Source organism: Tenacibaculum sp. E3R01, assembly GCF_003318185.1.
Lineage (GTDB): Bacteria > Bacteroidota > Bacteroidia > Flavobacteriales > Flavobacteriaceae > Polaribacter > Polaribacter halocynthiae.
This window is the reverse complement of sequence record NZ_QOCC01000029.1, coordinates 14,828-36,141: the sequence shown is the minus strand read 5'-3', so window position 1 is coordinate 36,141 and position 21,314 is coordinate 14,828. Positions and strand designations below refer to the sequence as shown.

Here is a 21,314-nt window from a genome sequence, read left to right as displayed (position 1 = left end):
GCAAGTTTTGTCAAATAGCAATTAATTTCCTTTTAATCAAATATATAAAAAATTAAACTAATAACTTGCTTATTTATATTTTTTTTCACAAAAACTTAACTCGTCAACTCATGAAATAAACTTTCTAAGTTTTTATTTTCTGTATTTAAGCCAAGAATTTTAAGTCCGTTTTCTTGAGCGAAATCAAAAATTACTGGACGCATATCTTGTTCTGATTCAAAAGTCAAAATCCAGTTGTTGTCAGTAGTATTTTTAAAAGACAAAATATTTGGTAAGCGTTTTATAAATTGTTCTTCCAACTTATAATCAAATGTTACTTTAATAATTTGTTCTTTACTTGTTTTTAATTCTTTTAAAGGTTTATCTATAATCACCTCTCCTTTATTAATCAATAACACCCTATCACAAACAGCTTCAACCTCTTGCATAATATGTGTAGATAATAGTACCGTTTTGTTTTTTCCTAACTCTTTTATTAATTCACGTATTTCAACTAATTGATTAGGATCTAAACCTGTAGTAGGTTCATCTAAAATTAACACTTCAGGATCATGTAAAATTGCTGCAGCTAAACCAACACGCTGCCTATATCCTTTTGATAATTGGTTTATTTTTTTATGCGCTTCATTAATTAAACCTACTTTATCTATTACTTCAGCTATCTTAGTTAAGTCTATTTTATAAATTGAAGCTTGAAATTTTAAATACTCACGAACGTACATATCTAAATACAACGGATTATGTTCTGGTAAATATCCGATTCTTTTTTGCGCTTCTTTAGGTGTTTTAATTACATCAATACCATCTACTAACACTTCACCTTCGGTTGGTTTTATATAACCGGCTATGATTTTCATAGTAGTTGACTTCCCTGCTCCATTAGGACCTAAAAACCCTACTATTTCACCTTTCTCAACTGAAAAAGAAATAGTATTAATAGCTTTTTGTGTTCCGTATATTTTAGTTATCGAGGTAAGTTTTAATGACATTGATCTTCAGATTTCCATTGAATTTTTATTGCATTCATTTTGTTTGATTCTAATTTTTCATTTAAGAAAATTTTGAAACCTAACTTTTTATAAAATTCAATAGGAGATTTATATTCTTTTTTATTCTGTTTAAGGTAACTATTTTCTATAACTACCCAACCATTCAATTCTTTATTTCTTTTCTTTGCTTTTTGGATTAGTTTTCTCCCTTCTCCAAAACCTTGCATTTTAGCGTCAATTATCATAGCAAACCACAACTCATTATTTCTAATAAAATCGCAATACCACCCTAAAATTTCATTCTCTTTTAATATAAGAATATGTTTTTTATTTTTTAGTTGAGATAAATACTTATCAAATTCTGCTTTACTTTTTTGTTGAATTATTTCGGGGTACTCATTATTCCACAATAATCTTACTGCTTCTTTTTCAAATTCGCTTAACGCATGTGTTTCTTTATAAATCATTACTTCTTTACATAAGAAACGAAACTATAATCATATTTATTTTTTTCATCAGCTATAAAATCTTCTCTTGAAGCTTCTTTCCAAACTAAAGTATTAATTTCAGGAAAATAAACATCCGCTTCAAAATTTTCATGAACCAATGTAATATCTAATTTATCTACTAAATTACTTTCTAATGCTTGTTTATAAATTTGAGCACCTCCAATAATAAAAACATCTGTATCTTTTTTACTCAACTCTAAAGCCTCTTCTATACTATTAGCAGTTAAGCAACCTTCTTTTGAATAGTCTTTATTTCTAGTAATAATGATTGTTGTTCTATTTGGTAAAGGTTTCCCTATACTTTCAAAAGTATTACGTCCCATGACAATATGATGACCACTAGTTACTTTTTTAAATCGCTTTAAATCGGCTGGTAAGTGCCATATTAAATCATTTCCTTTTCCTAACTCATTATTTTTACCTATTGCAGCAATTACTGTAATCATTTTTGAAACTATTTGTTTTTCATGATGATGAAAATGGACAATATAATCTTCCATTATTTCAGCAAATGTATATAATTCTGTTTTCTCTTTTGAAACATTAATTTTAGCATTTACTTTATTCTCTGGAAAATTTTTCCATATATGAAGTATTTGTTGGTTAATCACTTTCCATAACTGCACAACATTTTCAACAGGTAATGCTTGCCAATTTTGTGATTTCACCCATTCATTTTGATTATATGCAATATGTGGAGTTTCTTCATATTGAACTCTAATAAAACGCTGTAAATTATTAAAACCCGAATCAATTAAATGGCCTAGAACTTCTTTTTTACTCCATTTACTTTCAGATTCTTTCTTATTCCAATTCTCTTTAGAAATAGAAGCTACCTGTAAAGGAAATGAATTAAGTATATTTTCTAAGTTTTCAATACATGTTTTAATTACATATTCTTTACCCATTCTTTTATATAGCTTGTAAAGTCTTCTTTATTCGTTATTTTATCTTCCCTACTATTTTCAATATTTACAATAATAGTTTGAATAGCTATTAACACATTTTCGTCATTAATTTCAGCTATCTTATCGTAAATATTCTCTTTTATAGTATCTATTTCATTGGTCATATTCTATGTTTTAGGGTTAGTACTAAAGTAATAACTAAGAACTAATTTTTAATTATTAAAAAGATAAAAGAACGTTAAAAATTAAATAGCTACCACTCCTTTTATATGAGGATGTGATTCATAACCAACCAATTCAAAGTCTTCAAATGTAAAGTCTTCAATATTTTTAATCGCTGGATTTATCTTCATTTTTGGAAGTTCTTTTGGATCTCTAGATAATTGTAATTCCAATTGCTCTAAATGATTATTATAAATATGAGCATCTCCAAAAGTATGAATAAACTCCCCTGCTTCATAACCACATACTTGTGCTACCATCATAGTAAACAAAGCATATGAGGCTATATTGAATGGAACACCTAAAAATATATCAGCGCTTCTTTGGTATAATTGACATGATAATTTTCCATCAGCTACATAGAATTGAAAAAAGGCATGGCAAGGTGGTAATGCAGCTTTACCATTTGCTACATTCTCTCCAAATGACTTTGAAGTGTCTGGTAACACAGATGGATTCCAAGCAGAAACTAACATCCTTCTACTATTAGGATTCTTTTTTAACGTTTCAATTACTTCTTTTAATTGATCAACCTCATCACTATTCCAATTTCGCCATTGATGACCATATACAGGGCCTAAATCTCCATTCTCATCTGCCCATTCATTCCAAATACGAACACCATTTTCTTGTAAGTATTTAATATTTGTATCTCCTTTAATAAACCATAAAAGCTCATAAACAATAGATTTCAAATGCAGTTTTTTGGTTGTTACCATTGGAAAACCTTTGCTTAAATCAAAACGCATTTGATGCCCAAAAACACTTTTAGTTCCTGTTCCTGTTCTATCTCCTTTCTCATTTCCGTTTTCTAAAACGTGCTTTACTAAATCTAAATACTGCTTCATAATTCTATATTCACTTCCCTTAAGGAAAACATTTCATTTTGTAAAAATAAAAAAGCTTCCATACATTATACTGAAGCTTTTCATAATTATATTAATAAGTTATTAACTAAAAAGCCTTCTAAATTTTAACTTTAGCAATCATCTCTTCTTTATCTTTCTTAGTTAATCTAATAACTTTTACTTGCTTACTTTCATCCTTCTTTCCCTGATTTTTATAAATTGTTATTTTCATAAAAGTGGGAGTTTCAATTTTTTGTTTACGATCTCCAAAATATTTAATCTTCACATAATAAAGTCCCTTTTCTGCTTCCTTCAATGTAAAACATTCTGGTCCGAAACCTTGAGTCATATCTCTAGAAATACTACCTCCTTGTTCAGTTTTAGTATGACTATAATAACACTCTTCTAAATTAGGATCTATAACATGCAAGTCAATATCTGTATCATTGTGATTCCAGTCAACTACCGTTCTAAAATCTATAGGTGTCGTTTCTTCAAAAAAACCTTCAGGCGCTTTTGATATATCTAAATCATCCTTATATTTTTTATATAAAATATTTAACTCTTGTTTTGCTATATCTTGCATCCCCTTAAAAACTCTTCGATGTTTATTTTTTTCGTATATTTTATTATTTACAATACTTAATAAAATATTAAAAGCTTCTTGACATAAACCAATGTTTTGATATGCTAAAGCAACATCCCTATATGACTGTGCATCTTCAGGTCTTAGTTCTAAAATAGTTTTATAGATAAACAATGCTAAAGTATTCTCATTTCTTTCTTCTAATTTATAAGCATACGCTTTTAATAACTCATAATTATCTGCATTTAATTCAGCTACATTAGATAAAATTCTACTTGCATATATTCTAGCATTAAATCTCCTGTTAAAATAATCAGAAACATCTATATAATAATGTGGTACTTCTTTATAGCTTTCTCTTTGCTTTATATAAAATAAATAAGCAGTTTCTTTATCTTTAAAAAAGTCTAACGCATTTAAATATGGTGTATTTACTATTCGCTTTTCTACCTGCAAACTTCCTTTGTATTTTTTATAAGAAGGTTTCACTAACGAATTATTAACTACCTGACTTTCTGTTAAACTATTAGAATTAGGTCTTCTATTGCTTGCATTATTAGGGAGTTCTATGGTATTTGCTTTAACTATTACTGATTCTGGTCTTTGTAAATTTATTCTTTCAGGATTATTTGATTTACTCATTGTTATAGGCAATATATAAGAAACGTTTACTGACCTTCCTCTTTGACTTGCTGGAATAAACCTAGGTAACATCTTTAAAACTCTAACAACTTCATTTGCTAAAATTAAATATTGGCTTCTAACTTGAATATTAATAATTTCACCTCTCTTATCTATCGTGAATTTTGCCAGAATTCTAGTATTAGATCTTATTTCTAAACCTTGAGTTAAACTTGTATTCAAATTAATTTTTATATGCTCATCTAACTTATCTATAAAACATTTTTTTTGATCTTCTTTTCTTAAATTTTCTTCACACCCTAAATAAATTGGAAGTTTTTCTACTATCGAAAACGGAACATCTTCAACAACCACTTCTTCTTCCTCTACTTCTACAATTTCATCTAACGCTACAACCTCAGTTTCATCAGTTTCAGTAACTTCTATAATCATTTCTTCCACATCTTTAGTATCTTCAACTATTTCAATTCTTTCTGGTTGCAGAGAAGAATTCCCCATGTTACTCCTATTCACACTTCTTTTAGTAGAATTATTTTTTATCATATTGTACTGATCCAACAATTCTTTAGGTGGAGTTATATTATAAGTAATATAATCTTGAACATCTTCTAACACTATTAAAGAGGTATACTCAGTAACTAAACTATGTTCAACTGCCGTATTAATGATACTTTCTTTATTTTCCTCCTTATTTTCTAAAAGATAATTTATTTTATTTTTAGCCCAAATTCTTCTTATAATTCCCTTATCACTTGACACATTCTTTTTTAATACAACAGAAATTTCTTGTGTAACTTTATCACCATACCCAAAGAAAAAAGTTATCTTTTCTCCCTGCTTATAATTTTTACCAGCAATAGAAAAATCAAACAATCCTTTTGACGATTCTGACCTATACACTTCTATGTTTTTTGTAAATGAATTATATCCTAAATATTGAAGTTGTATATTATTTAAAATTGATAACGCTTCTTTTATGCTTGTTCTGTTTAAATTAAGATAACCTCCATTTGTATTTTTTGCTATACGATGTAACTTTTTGTGTGCTGCTTTTGTTTTACTATTTATAACAAAAACAGGGATACCCTTAGCTAAATCAGATTTACTTAGTGTAGTTATACCGTCAGAAAAAAGCATAATCACATCTGAATTATCTTTCATGTTCTTTAGTGAAGAATATGATGTTCCTCCATCATATACAGTACTCATTATTCTTTTCTTTAAACGAGACCAATCTCCATTTCTTATTTTAAATTTTTCTTTACCATTAATAAGATTACTAAAAGGCAAAAAATCAACGTCTACATTTTTTAAAATTCTAAAATATTGATGTAATAAATTTATTTCTTTAGAAGTGTTTCTAGACTTCATAGACAATGAAGCATCCCAATAAATGGTAATTTTATTCGGTCTTTCACGTTTTTTTTCTTCTGGTTTAATCGTTTTATAAAAATAAAAATGATTAGAAGAAGCTACTAATTTCTCTTCTTTTAATGCAATTGGCATTTTTACCAAAACACTTTTATTAGGTATATATTTTTCTTTTTTTAATGTTGTTCTAAATACATTTTCCCATTTGGAAAAAGACATTGTTTTATCTCCTTTAATTAATAATGGTGTAAATTTTTGTTGACTAGTTTCTATAGAAACATTAAAAAAATCTAATTCATCTTTAAAGCTTAGTGGTAAATGATAATAATGCGCTTCATCTTTATAAACAAGCTCTTGCTCATAAGCAATAACAACACGTTTATACCCATTTGCAGGAATAGGATACACTCTTACATTATATGAGTTTCCTTTCCCTTTTTCCAACAATGCAGGATCGACTCCTTTTCTTACAATTCCTTCAAAAGCAACTCTACCTAACTCTTTTTCTACAACAACAGCTTCCCTTAGCTTCCCTTGTATTTCTAATGCTAATCTAGAAATCTCTTGGTTTTCTCCCAAAGGAAACTTTAATTCTCCTTCTAAAACTCTTGAACTTGGATTATAAAACAACATATCGTAAGTTGTAGTTGCTATATTGCCTGTAATTGTTGCTTTAATATCTAAGGAAGATAATGCTAATTGTCTTTTACCTACATTTAAAGTAGGTGTTTTTTGACTAATTACAAGATTAGTAATTAACAACGTAATTAAAAATAGTAGTTTCTTCATAATAGTTTTTTGTACACTTTATTGACAATATTCATACCAAATTTTACATAAAAAAAACACCAACTGTACAGTTGGTGTTTTTTTTATTTTTTTTATTTTTTTATTAACCTATAATCATCCCAGCAATAGTTGCAGACATTAAAGACGCAATAGTACCTCCAATTAAAGCTTTCATTCCAAATTCAGATAATGTTTTACGCTGTCCCGGAGCTAATGAACCTATACCTCCTATTTGAATTCCAATAGAAGCGAAATTTGCAAATCCGCACAACATATATGTTGCCATTATAATTGACTTATTATAAGTTAAATGAGTAGCACTAGCAACATCTTTAAGTTCAGCTAATTGAATATACCCTACAAACTCACTTGCTGCTAATTTTATACCTAACAATTGCCCCATTAAAGCCATATCTTCACTAGCAACCCCTATTAACCACATTAATGGCGCAAAAAGATACCCCAAAATTGCCTCTAATGAAAGTTTAGAATAAGATGTATTTTCAATCATCCATGTATTAATTGAAGTAATATCTCCAACCCAACCTAAAACTCCATTTATCATTGCAATAAAAGCGATAAAAACTAACAACATAGCTGCCACATTCATTGCTAACTGTAACCCCTCAGTAGTTCCATTAGCTATAGCATCTAAAATATTAGAACCTATTTTTTCTGAAGAAACTTTCACATCTGTATTTACTTTTTCAGTTTGAGGGTATAATATTTTAGAAATTATAATTGCACCAGGCGCTGCCATAACAGATGCAGCTAATAAATGCTTAGCATATAACAATCTCAACACTTCATCATCTCCACCTAAGAAACCAATATAAGCAGCTAAAACTGCTCCAGCAACTGTTGCCATTCCTCCTATCATTACTAAAAGCATTTCAGATTTATTCATCTTTTCTAAATATGCCTTTATTAACAATGGAGCTTCTGTTTGCCCTAAAAAGATATTACCCGCTACAGATAAACTCTCTGCTCCTGATATCTTTAAAACTTTACTTAATAACCAAGCTAAAACTTTTACAACTTTTTGAATTAAACCTAAATAAAACAATAAGGAAGTTAACGCCGAAAAGAATATAATAGTAGGTAGTACTTGAAAAGCAAAAATAAATCCAAAAGAATCCATATCAGCTACTAATCCACTAAACAAAAATTCACTTCCTGCTCTTGTAAAATCGAGCACGCTTACAAATAAACCTCCAACCCATTCGAAAGCTTTTTGAACAAACGGAACTTTTAAAACACCAATAGCTATCAACAACTGAAAAGCCAATCCTAAACCTACAGTTTTCCAATCTATCCCCCTTCTATTTGAACTAAATAAAAATGCGATAACTAATAACGAGACCATTCCTAAAATACCTCTCCACAAACTTTGCATTGTAAATCCTTGACTAGAAACTATTCCAGAATTCATTTCTTTTATTTCAGATTTTTCCGCTACAATTGGCGCTACACTTTCACTAGAAGAGAACTTGTATAGTATATTATTCTCTGATAATGTTAATACTTTATCAGTTAACTCAGTAATATTATAGTACCTAACGGTATCTTTAGGTTGTTTGTAATTAAAAATTAATAGATTATTTTGATGTATATAGCTTCCAGACGATTTTAAATCATCTTTCGCCTCTAAAGAATAACAAAACTCTCCTTTAGATAATTCGAAAACATCATTTTGATTTATAGAAACAACTTCTTTTCCTTCAGTTGTTGTTATAGATGAAAAATTCCACTTTTTTTCAATACTTTGGCTAAACGTTACTATTGAAACGCAAAGCATCAAAAGTGTAAATAACTTCTTCATTTTTGTAGTTTTAAATATTTTTAAGATCGTTTGCTAATTTCATCTCGAATTTTAGCTGCTACTTCATAATCTTCATTTGAAACAGCTTCATTTAGCTCATCATGTAATTCTGACAAAGACATTTGGCTATACGCATCTTCCTCAACTTCTTCTTCAAAAGTTAACTCAAATTCATCTTCATCCAAACCTTCTTCTTCAGAAAACTCTTCGTCTAATTTCAAATATATCCCTGCTTTATCTAAAATATTTTCATAAGTATAAATAGGCGCTTGAAAACGAACTGCTAATGCAATTGCATCAGATGTTCTGGTATCAATAACCTCCTCAACACCATCTCTTTCAGAAAGTAAACTTGAAAAGAAAACACCATCAACCAGCTTATGAATAATTACTTGTTTTATATTTATAGAAAAACGATCAGCAAATGTTTTGAACAAATCATGAGTTAGTGGCCTTGGGGGTCTAATTTCTTTCTCTAAAGCGATAGCAATAGACTGAGCTTCAAAAGCTCCAATTATAATAGGCAACGTTCTTGTTCCTTCTATTTCACTCAACACCAAAGCATAGGCTCCGCTTTGTGTTTGACTATATGAAATTCCTTTAATAGTTAGTTTTATTAAACTCATGTATCATCATCATAAAAAAGAAAAAGGCTGTCTAACTTAGGCTTATTTTTAAGTTTTAGACAGCCTTTTTTAATGCGAGCACAATTTACTAAAAATTATGAGTTCTTTTCTATTTTCTTTTAAAAGAAAAATTAACTCACTAATTATGCTTGTTTGAATACTTTTAATTTCTCTATTAATTGAGGAATAACTTCAAAGGCATCTCCAACAATACCATAGTCAGCAGCCTTAAAAAATGGTGCTTCAGGATCATTATTAACAACTACTTTTACCTTTGATGCATTTACACCTGCTAAATGTTGAATAGCTCCAGAAATACCTATTGCGATATATAAATTAGATGCAACTGGCTTACCTGTTTGTCCAACATGCTCACTATGTGGTCTCCAACCTAAATCAGATACTGGCTTTGAACAAGCAGTTGCAGCTCCAAGAACTTCAGCTAACTCTTCTACCATCCCCCAGTTTTCAGGGCCTTTTAAACCTCTACCTGCTGATACAACAACATCTGCATCTGCAATTGTAACTTTACCTGATGCCTTATTTATCGCTTCAGACTTTACATTTAATTCTGGCAATACTGCTTCAAATCCTTCAACAGCACCTGAAGCTTGATTTTCATGTGCTCCGTATGAATTCTTAGCAACACCTATTACTTTTTTATCACTAGAAATTTCAGTATTGTTAAACCCTTTATTTGAAAAAGCTTTACGTTTAACTACAAAAGGAGTAGTATCGCTTGGTAATGCTACTACATTTGAAGCATACCCAGCTTCTAAAGAAACTGCTACTAAAGGAGCCACAGTTAAACCATCAACACTTGAATCAATAACAACAACGCTAGCCTCCTTTGCTTCGGCTACTTGCTTTATAATTGAAGCATATGATTTAGCGTTAAACGTTGATAATTCATTTTTCACTTCTACAACATTTTCTGCTCCATAAGTATTCAGTTCTGAAGCATCACCTCCATTTATTGTTAACGTTACCAAACTAGTTCCTAACTGTTCAGCAACTTTTTTTCCGTATGAAACAACTTCAAAAGCTGTTTTTTTGAATTTTCCTTCCGTTGAATCGGCAAAAACTAATACAGACATATTTTTTATATTTTTAGGTTGCTAAGTGATTTTAATATCACCCGCAAAATTTTATATTTTATTTTTAAATTGCTTTTGCTTCGTTATGTAATAAGTTGATTAAATCATCAACATTATCCACTAACTTAACAGCTCCTTTTGCTACTGGTTTTTCAAAGGTTTTTGTTACAGATGATGCCGCAGCTCCACTTCCTTCAACAACCTTTAATGGTTTTTTACGAGCCATCATAATACCTCTCATGTTAGGTATACGTAAATCTTTTTCTTCTACGATCCCTTTTTGCCCAGCAACTACCATAGGTAAAACAGATGAAACTTTTTCTTCTCCTCCATCTATTTCTCTATCTAAAGTTACATTAGTTCCTTCTACTTCCATCCCAACACAACCGTTAACAAAATTGAAATCTACTAAAGAAGCTAGCATACCTGGAACCATTTGCCCATTATAATCAGCAGATTCTTTCCCAGCTAATACTAAATCGTATCCACCTTCTTTTACAATCTCAGCTAATTCTTTCGCTACCATTAAACCATCAGTTGGCTCAACATTAACTCTTATAGCCTCATCAGCTCCTATAGCCAAAGCTTTTCTCAAAGTTGGTTCAGTTGAAGCTCCTCCAACGTTAACTACAGTTACCGAAGCACCTTGCTTTTCTTTAAACCACATAGCTCTAGTTAAACTAAACTCATCATATGGATTTATAACAAACTGTACTCCATTCGTATCAAACTTTGTATCGCTATCTGTAAAGTTAATTTTTGAAGTGGTATCAGGTACGTGACTGATACATACTAATATTTTCATATATTGCTGTTTTAAAGAAACTTATTTTTTGAACGACGAAGTTACGCATTTTTTTTAAAAATACTATGCGTGCATAGTAAATTATTTTTTCCTTTTTATTTTTGCAATTAATCATTTCGCTAAAAAAACCTTACTCATTGAATATGAAGAGAAAAATTAAAAAAACTGTGAAACTAATTGGTCTACTACCTCTTTTTGAGCATGGGAATTTTTTTTATCAAAAATTCAAGAATAAAAAAAAGAATACTATCTTTTTGAATGAAAACCCTTTTGTAAAAATACCTCCTGATTTTTATTTGTATGAAACCTTTGGCTTAGACTATCATAAAATATATTTTGGTGGAGAAGACACAGCCGAATGGATTGTTGAACACATTAAAGAATTCATAAAACCAACAAACATTAAAGTTTTAGACTGGGGCTGCGGAACTGGAAGAATATTAAGGCATATGCCTAAATTTATTAAAAAATCTATTTTTTGGGGTTCTGACTATAATTCAAAATACATAAAATGGTGTTCAAAAAATTTGTCGAATATAAATGTTATTAAAAACAACTTAACACCTCCTTTAAATTTTCAAGCTAACTTTTTTGATTTCATTTATAGCATTTCAATTTTCACACATCTATCAGAGGAAAAACATCATTTATGGATAAAAGAATTAAATAGAGTTTCAAAAAAAGGAGCTATTTTATTCATTACAACTCATGGAAATGCATATAAAAACAAACTTTCTAAGAAAGAGACTATAAATTTTAATCAGGGAAAACTAATTGAACATTCATATAAAATAGAAGGTAATAGACTTTTTGCTACTTACCACCCTCCTATTTTCTTTAATAATTTATGCACCTCAAATAACTTTAAAGTACTTAAGCATATTGAAAGAGGGATTATTAATAATAAACCTACACAAGATATTTGGATTTTAAGAAAATTCTAACCTTTACATTACATCTATTTTTACTACTTTTGCACTCTTGATAAACAACTACTTATAAAACGTATGAAAACAGTACAATTTAGAGAGGCCGTTTGCGAAGCAATGAGTGAGGAAATGCGCAGAGATGAAAGCATTTACTTAATAGGTGAAGAAGTTGCTGAGTACAATGGTGCATATAAAGCTAGTAAAGGGATGCTAGATGAATTTGGTGCTAAACGTGTAATTGATGCTCCTATTGCTGAATTAGGTTTTGGTGGAATTGCTGTTGGTTCAGCAATGAATGGAAACCGCCCTATTGTTGAATATATGACTTTCAATTTCTCATTAGTAGGAATTGATCAAATTATAAATAACGCGGCTAAAATTAGACAAATGAGTGGAGGACAATTCAATTGTCCTATAGTATTTAGAGGACCAACTGCTTCTGCTGGTCAATTGGCTGCAACTCATTCACAAGCTTTTGAAAGCTGGTTTGCTAACTGTCCTGGGTTAAAAGTTATCGTTCCTTCAAACCCATACGATGCAAAAGGCTTACTAAAAGCAGCAATTCGTGATGATGATCCAGTTATTTTCATGGAGTCTGAACAAATGTATGGTGATAAAATGGAAATTCCAGAAGGGGAATACATAATACCTATTGGTGTAGCAGATATTAAAAGAGAAGGTACTGATGTTACTGTAGTTTCTTTTGGTAAAATAATTAAAGAAGCTTATAAAGCTGCTGACGAACTTGCTAAAGAAGGTATTTCTATCGAAATTATCGATTTACGAACTGTTCGTCCTATGGATCATAATGCAATTTTAGAATCTGTAAAGAAAACAAACAGACTTGTAGTTCTAGAAGAAGCTTGGCCATTTGGAAGTGTTTCTTCAGAAATAACTTTTAGAGTTCAAGATGAAGCTTTTGATTATCTAGATGCACCTATAAAAAGAATTACGACAGCTGATACTCCTGCTCCGTATTCACCAGTTTTATTAGAAAAATGGTTACCAAACGCAAATGATGTTGTTACTGCTGTAAAAGAAGTTTTATACATCAAATAAACAAATTGAAATTGAAAAAATAATCCAAAATCCTTTTGATTTTTTATATCAAAAGGATTTTGCAGTAAAAGAAAATAATGAAAATTCGGCTGTTTTACTTACTTATATTCATAACTACCTCAGTTAGTGCACAAATAACTTTAAAAGGGAAAGTAGTTGATGAATTTAATAATCCATTACCATTTGTTAATGTTTTTTTACAAAACACAACTTATGGAACTACTACTAGTGATGATGGTAAGTTTTTTTTAAAAACAAAAAAATACAGAGGAACTTTAGAAATATCTTTTATAGGATATAAAACTCAAGTTTTAAAAGTTAATCAAAAAACAAAATATCTTAATGTTGTTTTAAAAGAACTTTCAAATGAACTTGAAGAAGTTATTGTTGTAACTAAACCTAAAAAAAGGCTAAAGAAAAAAGAAAACCCTGCTTATAGAATTTTAAAAGAAGTATGGAGGCGTAAACGTAAACTAGGCCTAAACTTAGTTGATAATTATCAATTTAAAAAACATACCAGTATTGAAATTGGGCTTAATAATTTAGATACAGTATTCATTAAAAGAATTTTTAAACAAGATTACGAAAAAGCAATTTCTGAAATTAAATATGACAACGACGGTATTAATTACTATATCCCTGTATATTTAAGAGAGCAAGTTGCCAATGTATATGGTAATAATAAAGAGAACAATATTAGAACCGATATCGAAGCTGAAAAAGAAGAAGGATTAGGTGCTCAAGGTTTTGTTTTTGATAGAATGTCAAATACTTTTCAAAACATTGATGTATTTAAAAATAACATTACACTATTACAGAAGTCATTTGTTAGCCCCCTATCTTCAGACGGTTTTGCTACTTATGATTATGTTTTATATGATAGTATTGTAAAAAATAAAAAGAAGCTATATAACATCTATTTTTTCCCTAGAAGAAATGGTGATTTAGCTTTTCAAGGAAATGTTTGGATTGCTGATAAAAACTATTCAGTAAAAAAAATAAAAATGAAAGTTCACAAAAGTATTAATTTAAACTTTGTGAGGGGATTGAGTTTTGAAAAAGAATACGAAGTTAAAAATGATAGCATATATCTTTCTACAAAAAATGCTTATGATGGTGATTTTACTTTTCTCGACAAGAATGAAAGTAATAAAGGGTTAACAATAAAGAAAACTATTTTATTCAAAAACTACATTCTTAACAAACCAAAGCCTTCTATTTTCTATACTCAAAAAAACATTAAAATACGACCAGATCAGTATACAAAAAAGCAAGAATACTGGAAAGGAGTTACTGATGAGGAAAATAAATCAACCTATAAATTAATTAATTCTGTAAAACAAAAGAAAGAAATAAAAAACATTACAGGATTAATAAATACAGTAGCTAGTGGATATATAAACACTAATTTAGGGATTCAATTCGGCCCATTTTGGACAGCTTTTGCAAGTAATCAAGTAGAAGGATTTAGAACAAAAATAGGATTTAGAACTTTTAAAACAAAAGATGATCGTTTTAGGTTAGGTGGGCACATTGCATACGGATTTAAAGACAAAAAAGTTAAGTACGGAGCTGAAGCTAGATATCTACTATCATACAAACCAAGAATAGCTGTAGGATTAGCCTATCAAGATGATATTGAACAACTAGGTAGTGTGCTATTAAATACTACTCAATTATTAGGAAGAAGTTTTGGTACCACTGCTATACTTAATAGAGGAGACAATTTTTTCCTTTCAAGAGTCAAAAAGGTAGCTGCAAATTTTGATTACCAGATAAAAATGAATCTGCATGTAGGCTTTAACCTATCACATGCTAGAATTGGAACTGCTTCACAGAAAGATTTCTCAATGAATTACCTTGATGAAAAAGGGAATTTACGCTCACAAATAACAGACGTTGCTTCTGACATTTATGTTTCTTATACTCCTGGACGTTTTGTTTATGGATTGGGGGTTGAAAGGCGTTTTGGAAGAAATATATTCCCTACTCTAGTATTAAACTACAGAAAAGGATATAAAGGGCCTTTTAATGGAACTCATAGTTATGATAAAATTCAATTTAAATATACGCAACCTATTCTTTTAGGAAAATTTGGTTTACTAGACGCAACGATTGAAGGTGGTAAAACTTTTGGAACTGTACCAATTGGACTACTAAACCCAGTACCAGCTAACCAATCACTTTCTTTAGTTAAGAACACTTTTTCTTTATTAAATTATTATGATTTTGTTACTGACACCTACGCAGCTACACATTTAGAGCATCACTTTAATGGATTTATTTTAAATAAAATACCTCTATTAAAAAAACTAAAGCTACGTAGTTTAGTAACTTTCAGAGCAGCTTATGGTACAATTTCAAATAACAATATAGCTATTAATAAGTCAAACATAAATTACAACACACCAAATAAAATGTATTATGAATATAGTGTTGGAGTAGAAAACATAGGCTACGGAAACTTACGTTTTTTACGTATTGACGCTATTTGGAGAAGTAACTACACCCCTCCAGCAGGCTCAGTAGTAAGTCCAACTCCAAAATTTGCAATACGAATAGGAATTAAACCAGGCTTATAGCCATACATTTAACCATAAAATAACCTTGTTTTTAACTATAAAATCAGCAATAAATTATTACTTTTGCACTCCGATTTTAGAAACGAAGATAAGTTAAGTAATATGACTGCAAAAGAAAGAAAGACAGTAGATGTTTTAATAGAAATACCAAAAGGAAGTAGAAATAAATACGAATACGATTTTGATTTAGGTAAAATACGTTTTGATAGAATGTTATTTTCATCAATGATGTATCCTGGTGATTACGGATTTATACCTGAAACATTAGCATTAGATGGAGATCCATTAGATGTATTAGTATTAGGTGCTGAACCTACTTTCCCAATGTGTGTTATGGAAGTAAAACCTATTGGTGTTTTCCATATGGCAGATGAAAAAGGTCCAGATGAAAAAATTGTTTGTGTACCTGTATCTGATCCAATTTGGAATAGATATAATGATTTATCAGACTTAAACCCACACCGTCAACAAGAAATCACACATTTTTTCCAAGTATATAAAGATTTAGAAAAAAAGAAAGTTGATATTGGTGATTGGGGTGACGCAAATGAAGCTTATGAAATTTTAGATAAGTGTATTGAACGTTACGCAAACAGTGAACATAAAGCAAACGGAAACTTTACTATCTAGTAATTTTTTTCTTCAAAAATACATTAAGCCTTTCAGTTAGTTCTGAAAGGCTTTTTTATTAGTCGCTGATTTTGTTATATTTACGAACATTAATTAACTAATCAAACAATAATATATGGAATCAATGATGATTTGGATGCCAATAATAATGGCATCTTTAGGTTTAATTTATATGGTCTTTAAAAAGGCTTGGGTGATGAAACAGGATGCAGGTGATGGAAAAATGAAAGAAATTTCAGATCATATTTACGAAGGAGCTTTAGCCTTTTTAAACGCAGAATATAGACTTTTAGCAATATTCGTAATAATTGTTAGTGTATTACTAGCAATTGTTTCCTTCATTGTACCTACAACCCACTGGTTAATCGTTGTCGCTTTTATATTTGGAGCCGTTTTTTCTGCCTATGCAGGAAATATAGGAATGAAAATAGCTACTAAAACTAACGTTAGAACAACTCAAGCAGCACGAACTAGTTTACCAAATGCTCTAAAAATATCATTTGATGGAGGTACCGTAATGGGATTAGGTGTTGCAGGCTTGGCTGTTTTAGGTTTAACTGCATTTTTCATCTTCTTCTTTCACTTTTTTATGGGGGGCTCATGGACAAATACAATGGACATGACAATAGTTTTAGAAACATTAGCAGGCTTTTCTTTGGGTGCTGAATCTATAGCTTTATTTGCTCGTGTTGGTGGAGGTATATATACAAAAGCAGCTGATGTTGGTGCTGACTTAGTTGGTAAGGTAGAAGCTGGTATTCCTGAAGATGACCCTCGTAACCCTGCTACAATTGCTGATAATGTTGGTGATAATGTTGGTGATGTTGCTGGAATGGGTGCTGACTTATTTGGGTCATATGTTGCTACAGTTTTAGCAGCAATGGTTTTAGGTAACTATGTAATTAAAGACATGGGAGGTTCTATTTCTGATGCTTTTGGCGGAATAGGTCCAATTTTATTACCTATGGCAATTGCTGGGGCTGGAATCATTATTTCTATTATTGGAACAATGCTTGTTAAAATAAAAAGTAATGATGCTAAAGAGTCTCAAGTAATGGGAGCTTTAAACAAAGGAAACTGGACATCTATCGCTTTAGTTGCTATTTCTTGCTATGGACTTGTAACATGGATGTTACCAGAAACAATGAACATGGAGTTTTTTGGAGAAGGATTGCAAGAAATTTCTTCTATGAGAGTTTTCTACGCTACCCTTGTTGGTTTAATAGTTGGAGCAGTTATTTCTTCTGTTACCGAATATTATACAGGATTAGGGAAATCGCCTATTTTAAAGATAGTACAACAATCTAGCACTGGTGCAGGAACAAATATTATAGCTGGTTTAGCTACAGGAATGATATCTACATTTCCTTCTGTATTATTATTTGCAGGTGCTATTTGGGCATCTTATGCTTTCGCAGGTTTTTATGGAGTTGCATTAGCTGCTTCTGCTATGATGGCTACAACTGCTATGCAATTAGCTATTGACGCTTTTGGGCCTATTGCTGATAATGCTGGTGGTATTGCTGAAATGAGTGAGCAAGAACCAATCGTTAGAGAACGTACAGATATTTTAGATTCAGTTGGTAATACAACTGCTGCAACGGGTAAAGGTTTCGCTATTGCTTCTGCTGCATTAACTTCATTAGCTTTATTTGCTGCTTATGTTACTTTTACAGGAATTGATGGTATTAATATTTTTAAAGCTCCAGTATTAGCTATGTTATTTGTTGGAGGTATGGTACCTGTTGTTTTTTCCGCTTTAGCTATGAACGCTGTTGGTAAAGCTGCGATGGAAATGGTACAAGAAGTTCGTCGTCAATTTAAAGACATTCCAGGTATAATGGAAGGTACTGGTAAACCTGAATATGACAAATGTGTAGCTATTTCTACCGAAGCTTCTTTAAAAGAGATGATGTTACCAGGATTATTAACTATCGGTTTTCCTTTAATTATCGCTTTCGTTCCTATGATTTTTGGAATGAACAACATGGCGATTGCTGAAATGCTAGGTGGTTATATGGCTGGTGTTACTGTTAGTGGTGTATTATGGGCTATTTTCCAAAACAATGCAGGAGGTGCTTGGGACAATGCAAAAAAATCTTTTGAAGCTGGCGTAGAAATCAACGGAGAAATGACATACAAAGGTTCTGACGCACATAAAGCTGCAGTTACAGGTGATACAGTAGGTGATCCATTTAAAGACACTTCAGGACCATCTATGAATATTTTAATTAAGTTAACATGTTTAATAGGATTAGTAATTGCTCCAATATTAGGAGGACACTCAACCACTGACAGTCATGCTTCAGAAAAAATAAAAAAAGAAGTTAATCTTACTGTTAAAAGTGATGATTTAGCTAAAGCAGTTATTACAACAACTTACACAGAAAACGGTGTTGAAAAAACTAAAAAAGAAATAATTGAAGGTTCCTTGGAAGAGGTTGAAAATAAGATTGAAAACATGAAGGGAAAAGGAATTCATGGAGAAAAGCATTTTAAATTAGACAGCTCTAAAGGAGAAACTCAAAAAATGGTAATCCTTCATAAACCAAAAAACAAAAGTTAATTTCATAGTATAAAAAAACCTCGCTCATTGCGAGGTTTTTTTATACTATTTTAAATTGAAAACGGTCTCCCGTTGTTTTTTGAGCTAATTTACTTATTCCTTCTTCAGTTAATTGCAAAACCCTTGGATATCCACCAGTAATTTGACTATCTTTCATTAAAACAATAAGTGTTCCTGATGGTGTTAACTGAACAGTTCCTGGTAAAACTGCAGATGTTAACATTGAAGGCAAAGTATTATTAATTTTTTCTTCTAATCTGTATCCCATTCTATTATTATCTGACGAAATTGTAAATATCATTCTAAATAAATTCATTTTTTCTTTTTTAGATAATAAACTAAATTCAGGACCTTCATTACATTCTATATTTTTAGACAAAAAAAAGTTTCCATCTATTTTTATCTTTGAAAAACTTTTTTCATTTGTTTTACCCAATTGAATAATTGGCAATTGTACTCCTTTATTAATTTTAAAACTAGATGTTATGCCTTTATACATACTCCTACTTCCAAATAACTTTTCAGAACGAATTCCTCCTTTAACCCCAATATAAGTTCTCACTCCATAACCTCTTTTTCCAAAAGACAAAACACTTCCCTTCTCAATAAACAAAGCTTTATTCATAGTCACTTCATTCTCATTTATTTTAACTGAAAAATCTGCACCAGTTACACTTACAATAGTATCATTTTCAAACAATAATTTACATCCACCATAAACAACTTCTAACACTGCATCATTAACATTATTATTTAGTAAAAAATTTGAAAGTTTAGCTGAATAAAAATCCATAGCTCCAGAGATTGGCAAGCCAAAACTTCCATATCCAACCCTTCCTAAGTCCTGAATAGTTGTATAAAAACCTGCAGATAAAACTTTAATCATAAATTATTTCTTTTACAGGTATATAGTTCCCATTTTTTATTTCTTTTTCAAGCTTTTTAAACTCTTCTAAGTTAACAGACTTAAAACGAATTTTATCTCCTGATTTAGCAAAACATGGAGTACTATTATTATGATTAAAAAACAAAACTGGAGTTTTTCCTAATATATTCCATCCTCCTGGACTTTTAGATGGATAAACACCTGTTTGATTTCCTCCTATAGCAACAGCTCCTTCAAAAACCTCTAACCTTGGTGTAGTTTTACGGTTCATATAAAGTATTTTGTTTAATCCTCCTAAATATAAAAAACCAGGTAAAAAACCAATAAAATATACAGTATATAAATTTTGAGTATGAAACTTTATAATTTCATCTATATTTATATTTTTTACTCTAGACATTTCTTCTAAATCAATTCCAAACTGAAGATCATAACAAACTGGTATCTCCCAAATATATTTCGCTGTACTATTCTTTATATCTTCTATTAAACTTAATCTCTTCAACGACTCTACTTCTCTTAAAAAATCATTAATTCTTTCTTTATAAACAAGAGTTAATGAATGATACCCAACAATACAATCATCTAAAACATCATTTTTTGAAAAACTAATTTTATTTTTAAAATTAATGATGTCATTTAAAATAACAGTACTAATTCTAGCCTCCCACTCTATCAAAATAGCTTTTACTCCAAATGGTTTATATGATAATACTTTAAGCAATAGTAATTCCTTTTTTCTGCATTGATTTATAAATATAACTCACTAATTCTATCGCATTTTCAGTATCTCCATGCACACAAAAAGTATCTGCTTTTATTTTTATCAATTTTCCATTAGCTGTTTTCAATTCTCCTAATGAGAGCATTCTAAAAACATGATTAAAAACTTCACTTTTATCATTTATAACAGCATTAGATAGACTTCTAGAGACTAACGTTGAATCATCATTGTAATTTCTGTCAGCAAATGCTTCATACTTAATTTTAATATTTTCTTTTTCTGCTATCTCAGCTATTTTAGAATTAAAAGGAACATATAAAAAAGTAGCTGGGCTTACTTTTAATATTGACTGAATAACTACTTCAGCTATTTCTTTATTTCTAGCTACTAAATTGTATAAAGCTCCATGAAATTTTATGTGATTCAATTCACTTTTTTGAATCTTTACTCTTTCTTTAAGTAAGTTAATTTGCCACTCAACACTTTTTTGAAGCTCTATAGTAGAAATATCCATTATTTTTCTTCCAAAATTTTCTTTATCTGGAAATGAAGGATGCGCTCCTATTTTAACATTATTTTCTTTTGCTAATTGTATAACAGCATCAATTGTTTCAATAGTACCTGCATGAGCTGTACATGCAATATTACAAGATGATATGTAAGGCATTAACAACTCCTCATTACCAACACCTTCACCCACATCACAATTTATATCTATTTTCAT

18 protein-coding genes are annotated in these 21,314 nt (G+C 30.2%); 5 read left to right on the top strand and 13 right to left on the bottom strand.

The features are described 5' to 3' along the window. Nucleotides 1–95: 95 nt before the first annotated feature. From gldA to DS884_RS17155, 10 genes are all read right to left on the bottom strand, one after another. The gene (gene gldA, locus DS884_RS17200) at nt 96–989 is read right to left on the bottom strand and encodes a gliding motility-associated ABC transporter ATP-binding subunit GldA (protein ID WP_113787631.1); all 894 of its coding nucleotides are present in this window, start codon (nt 987–989) and stop codon (nt 96–98) included. Continuing rightward, nucleotides 980–1,456 (bottom strand): GNAT family N-acetyltransferase, encoded by a 477-nt coding sequence (locus DS884_RS17195; RefSeq protein ID WP_113787630.1) that lies wholly within the window; start codon nt 1,454–1,456, stop codon nt 980–982. Before DS884_RS17195 ends, gldA begins: the two co-directional genes overlap by 10 nt. Further along, nucleotides 1,456–2,406 (bottom strand): dihydrofolate reductase, encoded by a 951-nt coding sequence (locus DS884_RS18780; RefSeq protein ID WP_113787629.1) that lies wholly within the window; start codon nt 2,404–2,406, stop codon nt 1,456–1,458. The genes DS884_RS17195 and DS884_RS18780 overlap by 1 nt, the downstream gene beginning before the upstream one ends. Next, nucleotides 2,388–2,570 (bottom strand): hypothetical protein, encoded by a 183-nt coding sequence (locus DS884_RS17185; protein ID WP_093869946.1) that lies wholly within the window; start codon nt 2,568–2,570, stop codon nt 2,388–2,390. The genes DS884_RS18780 and DS884_RS17185 overlap by 19 nt, the downstream gene beginning before the upstream one ends. 81 nt (nt 2,571–2,651) lie before the next feature. Continuing rightward, on the bottom strand, nt 2,652–3,476 hold the full coding sequence (locus tag DS884_RS17180; protein ID WP_113787628.1) for a thymidylate synthase: 825 nt from the start codon (nt 3,474–3,476) through the stop codon (nt 2,652–2,654). Nucleotides 3,477–3,594: 118 nt separating this feature from the next. Next, nucleotides 3,595–6,864 carry a VIT domain-containing protein gene (locus tag DS884_RS17175; RefSeq protein WP_113787627.1) on the bottom strand — a complete coding sequence of 1,090 codons (3,270 nt, stop codon included), beginning with the start codon at nt 6,862–6,864 and terminating at the stop codon, nt 3,595–3,597. A gap of 103 nt (nt 6,865–6,967) precedes the next feature. After that, entirely contained in the window at nt 6,968–8,686 is a 1,719-nt protein-coding gene (locus tag DS884_RS17170) for a NupC/NupG family nucleoside CNT transporter (protein ID WP_113787626.1), read from the bottom strand. A gap of 20 nt (nt 8,687–8,706) precedes the next feature. Further along, on the bottom strand, nt 8,707–9,312 hold the full coding sequence (locus DS884_RS17165) for a bifunctional nuclease family protein (protein WP_093869942.1): 606 nt from the start codon (nt 9,310–9,312) through the stop codon (nt 8,707–8,709). Nucleotides 9,313–9,455: 143 nt separating this feature from the next. Further along, complete coding sequence (locus DS884_RS17160) at nt 9,456–10,409, bottom strand: electron transfer flavoprotein subunit alpha/FixB family protein (protein WP_113787625.1); 954 nt, start codon at nt 10,407–10,409, stop codon at nt 9,456–9,458. A gap of 64 nt (nt 10,410–10,473) precedes the next feature. Beyond that, a complete protein-coding gene (locus DS884_RS17155) occupies nt 10,474–11,214 on the bottom strand; it encodes an electron transfer flavoprotein subunit beta/FixA family protein (protein WP_093869940.1) in 741 nt (246 codons plus the stop codon). A 143-nt stretch (nt 11,215–11,357) separates the two neighbouring features. On the opposite strand from DS884_RS17155, the gene DS884_RS17150 reads away from it, so the two are divergent. The 5 genes from DS884_RS17150 (at nt 11,358) to DS884_RS17130 (ending at nt 18,980) form a co-directional block, all read left to right on the top strand. Further along, on the top strand, nt 11,358–12,158 hold the full coding sequence (locus DS884_RS17150; RefSeq protein WP_113787624.1) for a class I SAM-dependent methyltransferase: 801 nt from the start codon (nt 11,358–11,360) through the stop codon (nt 12,156–12,158). 63 nt (nt 12,159–12,221) lie between these two features. Next, on the top strand, nt 12,222–13,202 hold the full coding sequence (locus DS884_RS17145; protein ID WP_093869938.1) for a pyruvate dehydrogenase complex E1 component subunit beta: 981 nt from the start codon (nt 12,222–12,224) through the stop codon (nt 13,200–13,202). Between the two features lie 77 nt (nt 13,203–13,279). Beyond that, nucleotides 13,280–15,784, top strand: coding sequence for a DUF5686 family protein (locus tag DS884_RS17140; RefSeq protein ID WP_113787623.1), 2,505 nt, complete (start codon nt 13,280–13,282; stop codon nt 15,782–15,784). Between the two features lie 102 nt (nt 15,785–15,886). Beyond that, a complete protein-coding gene (locus DS884_RS17135) occupies nt 15,887–16,414 on the top strand; it encodes an inorganic diphosphatase (protein ID WP_093869936.1) in 528 nt (175 codons plus the stop codon). 115 nt (nt 16,415–16,529) lie between these two features. Then, complete coding sequence (locus DS884_RS17130; RefSeq protein ID WP_233487180.1) at nt 16,530–18,980, top strand: sodium-translocating pyrophosphatase; 2,451 nt, start codon at nt 16,530–16,532, stop codon at nt 18,978–18,980. Between the two features lie 40 nt (nt 18,981–19,020). Here DS884_RS17130 and DS884_RS17125 read toward each other — a convergent pair whose 3' ends face one another. From DS884_RS17125 to pxpA, 3 genes are read right to left on the bottom strand one after another with little or no spacing between them, the layout of a single operon-like run. Further along, nucleotides 19,021–19,866: a biotin-dependent carboxyltransferase family protein gene (locus tag DS884_RS17125; protein WP_113787622.1), complete on the bottom strand. Its 846-nt coding sequence runs from the start codon at nt 19,864–19,866 to the stop codon at nt 19,021–19,023. Further along, nucleotides 19,859–20,590, bottom strand: coding sequence for a 5-oxoprolinase subunit PxpB (gene pxpB / locus DS884_RS17120; RefSeq protein WP_113787621.1), 732 nt, complete (start codon nt 20,588–20,590; stop codon nt 19,859–19,861). Before pxpB ends, DS884_RS17125 begins: the two co-directional genes overlap by 8 nt. Continuing rightward, nucleotides 20,583–21,314 (bottom strand): 5-oxoprolinase subunit PxpA, encoded by a 732-nt coding sequence (gene pxpA, locus DS884_RS17115; protein WP_113787666.1) that lies wholly within the window; start codon nt 21,312–21,314, stop codon nt 20,583–20,585. Before pxpA ends, pxpB begins: the two co-directional genes overlap by 8 nt.

Coding starts and splice junctions, on each gene's coding strand:
- DS884_RS17160 (WP_113787625.1), bottom strand. CDS start 10,409: ATGTCTGTATTAGTTTTTGCCGATTCAACGGAAGGAAAATTCAAAAAA.
- DS884_RS17185 (WP_093869946.1), bottom strand. CDS start 2,570: ATGACCAATGAAATAGATACTATAAAAGAGAATATTTACGATAAGATA.
- DS884_RS17195 (WP_113787630.1), bottom strand. CDS start 1,456: ATGATTTATAAAGAAACACATGCGTTAAGCGAATTTGAAAAAGAAGCA.
- DS884_RS17145 (WP_093869938.1), top strand. CDS start 12,222: ATGAAAACAGTACAATTTAGAGAGGCCGTTTGCGAAGCAATGAGTGAG.
- DS884_RS17175 (WP_113787627.1), bottom strand. CDS start 6,864: ATGAAGAAACTACTATTTTTAATTACGTTGTTAATTACTAATCTTGTA.
- DS884_RS17170 (WP_113787626.1), bottom strand. CDS start 8,686: ATGAAGAAGTTATTTACACTTTTGATGCTTTGCGTTTCAATAGTAACG.
- gldA (WP_113787631.1), bottom strand. CDS start 989: ATGTCATTAAAACTTACCTCGATAACTAAAATATACGGAACACAAAAA.
- DS884_RS17130 (WP_233487180.1), top strand. CDS start 16,530: ATGGAATCAATGATGATTTGGATGCCAATAATAATGGCATCTTTAGGT.
- DS884_RS17165 (WP_093869942.1), bottom strand. CDS start 9,312: ATGAGTTTAATAAAACTAACTATTAAAGGAATTTCATATAGTCAAACA.
- DS884_RS17150 (WP_113787624.1), top strand. CDS start 11,358: ATGAAGAGAAAAATTAAAAAAACTGTGAAACTAATTGGTCTACTACCT.
- DS884_RS17125 (WP_113787622.1), bottom strand. CDS start 19,866: ATGATTAAAGTTTTATCTGCAGGTTTTTATACAACTATTCAGGACTTA.
- DS884_RS17140 (WP_113787623.1), top strand. CDS start 13,280: ATGAAAATTCGGCTGTTTTACTTACTTATATTCATAACTACCTCAGTT.
- DS884_RS17155 (WP_093869940.1), bottom strand. CDS start 11,214: ATGAAAATATTAGTATGTATCAGTCACGTACCTGATACCACTTCAAAA.
- DS884_RS18780 (WP_113787629.1), bottom strand. CDS start 2,406: ATGGGTAAAGAATATGTAATTAAAACATGTATTGAAAACTTAGAAAAT.
- DS884_RS17135 (WP_093869936.1), top strand. CDS start 15,887: ATGACTGCAAAAGAAAGAAAGACAGTAGATGTTTTAATAGAAATACCA.
- DS884_RS17180 (WP_113787628.1), bottom strand. CDS start 3,476: ATGAAGCAGTATTTAGATTTAGTAAAGCACGTTTTAGAAAACGGAAAT.
- pxpA (WP_113787666.1), bottom strand. CDS start 21,314: ATGAAAATAGATATAAATTGTGATGTGGGTGAAGGTGTTGGTAATGAG.